Annotated in this window: 3 protein-coding genes; 2 read left to right on the forward strand and 1 reads right to left on the reverse strand. The window is 66.5% G+C overall.

Annotated features, from left to right (window positions below; genetic code table 11):
- Positions 1–623, reverse strand: a 623-nt coding sequence (locus A5724_RS20000; protein WP_232004912.1) for a DUF3375 family protein, incomplete at its 3' end; no start/stop codon positions are given.
- A 186-nt stretch (positions 624–809) separates the two neighbouring features.
- Here A5724_RS20000 and A5724_RS20005 point away from each other — a divergent pair.
- Positions 810–1,481 carry a thioredoxin domain-containing protein gene (locus A5724_RS20005; protein WP_067805955.1) on the forward strand — a complete coding sequence of 224 codons (672 nt, stop codon included), beginning with the start codon at positions 810–812 and terminating at the stop codon, positions 1,479–1,481.
- Between the two features lie 108 nt (positions 1,482–1,589).
- Positions 1,590–3,794 carry an MDR family MFS transporter gene (locus A5724_RS20010; RefSeq protein WP_067805953.1) on the forward strand — a complete coding sequence of 735 codons (2,205 nt, stop codon included), beginning with the start codon at positions 1,590–1,592 and terminating at the stop codon, positions 3,792–3,794.
- The last annotated feature ends 321 nt before the right edge of the window (positions 3,795–4,115 follow it).

The following is a 4,115-nucleotide window of genomic DNA, read 5'->3' on the forward strand; positions in this document are numbered from 1 at the left end:
GGTTCGTCGAGGGCGGCGGTGGCTTGTTCGATCATGGTGCCGTATTGGCCGATGTCGGTGATGAGGCGTTCCATCTGCAGGGCGATGGCGCGGGCTTCGTCGTAGCAGTCGGTGACGTCGGGCGCGGGGCGTTGGCCGGCGTCGAGAGCGTCGAGTTCTTCGTGGAGGGCGGCGATTTCGGCTTCGATGTGCTTGCGGATGCGGGCGGGGTCGTTGTCGACTTTGACGGCGACCTGCTTGAGGCGCGCGGCGATGCCGGTGATGGAGCCGCCGGTGGCGATGGTGTCCTGGCGGCGCATGGTTCTTAGGAAGTCCAGGGCTCGGCGGGCGCCCTGGGTGAGGTAGCAGACGTTGGTGTCGTGGCGTTCGTCGACGATGCGGTGCAGCCAACCTTGGGCGGCCCAGGATTTGATGAGCGCGAGGCCGGATTGGGGGTCGCCGAGGTCGGCGAGGTCGCGTTCGAGGTGGATGACGAGTTCGGTCTCGGGAATCTGCCCGTCAGATAGGTGGCGTTCCATCAGGGTGGCGTAGAGGCTGAGGTTCGTCGCGGCGAGCAGGCGGATGGCGCGGGAGCCTTGCAGGTCGCGGTTGAGCTCGAGCAGGTCCGCCGCTGTGTCGTCCACCCGTTCCTCTATTCACGTTGTTCGGTCCGGAGGCCCAACATAGGGCAACGCAACGACATGTCCGGCGCGGCGCTGGCCGTGTCGGCGGGGATTTTCGTCACGGCAGCGTTTGCCGACGTCGGCGGAATCGCCTTCCGGGCGGACCGCGGAATCACTGGCCCTCGTCGGGACTTCATGATGGGTGTGATGGAAAGAGCGAGGGTGAACCGGACCAGTCGGGCGGTCGGGATGGTCGTGGGCGTGATCGTGGCACTGCTGATGTGCGGACCGACCACTGGAGTGGCTCACGCGGCCGCTGCGGCGTCGGTGGGGGATGTCATCTCCCTCGGCGACCCGGACGCGCTCGGGCAGGTCGATCTCTACGTGGATCCGATGTGCCCGTTCAGCGGGAAGATGGTCCGCGCGCAGGGCGAGGCCATCGGTCAACGCATCGAAGCAGGCACGCTGCACGTCAATCTGCGATTCGTGGACTACCTCGACAAGTACTCGGCGAGCGGCACCTACGACAGCCGAGCGATCTACGCGGCGTTCGTGGTGGCCGATCAGGCGCGGTCGAGCGACATCGCGTGGGGCTTCGTCCGCCAGATCTTCTCGGCCGAGCACCAGCCGAAGGAGGGCGGGCCGACGGATCTGGACAACAACCAGCTCGCCGGGCTGGCCAACGACGTCGGCGCACCCCAGTCGGCCCAGGACCTCATCAGGGTGGGCCTGCCGATCGGGTTCGACCCGCATGTCATCGCGGCCAACAATCTCGCGCTTCTGCGCCAGTTTCCCGACCCCGGCGTCCCGACCGTCGTGATCAATGGTCAGCCCGTCGACGGGCAATCGGAGTGGCTGGCGCAGCTGCCGGCGGTGTAACGCAATTAGGTAAGCTAACGATCTCACTGTCGAGACGGGTTACCGGTCCACAGAACGGCTACACGGGACCGGACTGCCATTCGATATCGAGCGAGGACACACCAACCAATGACGGCGACGACGACGAGCGCGCCACCACCCACGAGCGCGGAGGTGGCGGCGCCGAAGCGCAACTTGATCTTCTCGGCGGTGGTGCTGGGCATGCTGCTGGCTGCGCTGGATCAGACGATCGTCGCGACGGCGCTGCCGACGGTGGTGGCCGACCTCGGCGGTGCGGGCCACCAGGCGTGGGTGGTGACGAGCTATCTGCTGGCGTCGACGGTCGTGACGGCGATCGTCGGCAAGCTCGGCGATCTGCTCGGCCGCAAGACCGTCTTCCTGGCTGCGGTGTCGTTCTTCCTTCTCGGGTCGGTGTTGTGCGGGCTGGCCGGCTCGCTGGAGATGCTGGTCGCGGCGCGTGCCCTGCAGGGTGTCGGCGGCGGCGCGATCATGGTCACTGCGACCGCGGTCATCGGCGAGGTCATTCCGCTGCGCGAACGCGGCCGCTACCAAGGCGCGCTCGGTGCGGTGTTCGGGGTGACCACCGTCATCGGGCCGCTGCTCGGCGGGTTCTTCACCGACCACTTGAGTTGGCGCTGGGCGTTCTGGATCAACGTGCCGGTGGCCGTCATCGTGATTCTGGTTGCGATTGTGGCGATTCCTAACCTCGGCAGGATCGCGCGTCCGGTCGTCGACTATGCGGGCATCGTGCTGGTCGGCTTGGGCGCGACGGGCCTGACGCTGGCGACGAGTTGGGGCGGCGGCGAGTACGCGTGGGGTTCGCCGACGATCATCGGGCTGTTCGTCGGGTCGGTGGTGGCGCTGGTGGCGTTCGTCTTCGTCGAATTGCGTGCGCAGGAACCGATTTTGCCGATGCGGCTGTTCCGCGAGCCGGTGTTCGCGGTGTGCTGCGCGCTGTCGTTCGTCGTGGGTTTCGCGATGCTCGGGGCGTTGACGTTCCTACCGACGTTCATGCAGTTCGTCGACGGAGTCTCGGCGACAACGTCGGGGCTGCACACGCTGCCGATGGTGGTCGGGATGCTGACGATGTCGCTTGCCAGCGGCACGATCGTCGGCCGCACGGGGAAGTACAAGATCTTCCCGGTCGCCGGAACCGCCGTGATGGGAATCGGTTTCGTGCTGCTGTCGCGAATGGGCCCGGATACGTCGACTTTGTTGCAGTCGGTGTATTTGGTGGTGCTGGGCGCGGGCATCGGCATGAGCATGCAGGTGTTGGTGCTGATCGTGCAGAACACGGTCGATTTCGCGGATCTGGGTGTGGCGACGTCGGGGGTGACGTTCTTCCGCACCATCGGCAGCTCGTTCGGTGCGGCGGTGTTCGGTTCGTTGTTCAACAACTTTCTGGGCAGTCGGCTCGCAGAGGCGTTGGCGAGCAGCGGCGCGCCGCCCGAGGCGGCGCAGTCTCCCGACGCGCTGCACAAGCTGGCGCCGGAGATGGCTGCGCCGATCGCCGCGGCGTACGCCGATGCGCTCGATCAGGTCTTCTTTTATGCGACGCCGGTTGCGGTGATCGGGTTCATCTTGGCGTTGACGCTGAAGCAGGTTCCGTTGCGCGACAACGCCGTTAGCACCGCGATCGATCTCGGTGAGGGTTTCGCGATGCCGACGACGGACTCGCCGGACCAGGTCTTGGAGAACGCGGTGGGCAGGCTGATACGTCAGGGCTCGGGGATGCAGTTGCGGGCGTTGGCCGAACGCCCGGGAAGCAAGCTCGACATCTCGCGGTTGTGGGCGCTGTTGCAGGTGTATCGCTTCGGGCAAGCGGCCGGGCGAGCGCGGGTGGGTGATGTCGCCGAACATGTCCGCGTTCCGCGCGAGATCCTGCAGCCTGCGTTCGATCGGCTGGTGGCGACGGGCTACGCCGAGCGCAATGGCGAGGACTTCTGGCTGACGCCGATCGGTGCACGCGAGATTGAGGTGGTGCGCGCAGAGACGCTGGAGTGGCTGACACGGCGGCTGGCCCAGACGTCGGGTTTGGAGTCCCAACCGGAGCGCCACGAAGTCAGGCAAGCGCTAGACCGGATAACGCAAAACGTTCTGGTGCAACGGGATTGGACAGACGACGAGACCCAGGCGATGCGGCTGCGGCCGCCACGCCGGGCGCTGCCGCCGAGGCCGGCGCCACCGCGTCCAGCGCCTCCGGCTCCGCGAGTTTACGGACGGCCACCGCAAGCACCCGCTGAGCCGCCCACGACACGCTTGCGTCCACCGCCGGGTCCGCCACCGAGAGGCTCGCGGCGTCCGTACCGTTAGATCTCCGGTGGTCTGCCACCAAAACGACCAAGCGAGGCGGGCTATGTCGGAGAACGCGTCGTCGGGCGTGGGCTCCGCGAAACCACGCTGTCGTGGCGCCAGGTTGAAGCTAGGCGCGCACCTGCTAAGGTAGAACACAATAAGGTTCTCCTACTCACCCCCGCGTGGCTGTGCGTGCGGACCAGCTCCCCGTTGATGGCTTTCCCACCCGGCGCAATCGACGTGAATCTGTTGTGCACGTCTTTGGCGTCGTTGAGTTGGCGGGCGACGCCGCGGCTTTGTTCCATGGTGCCGATGGCGGTGAAGCGTTTGACGCGTTGG

It is taken from the genome of Mycobacterium sp. ACS1612 (assembly GCF_001667505.1).
Taxonomy (GTDB): Bacteria; Actinomycetota; Actinomycetes; order Mycobacteriales; family Mycobacteriaceae; genus Mycobacterium.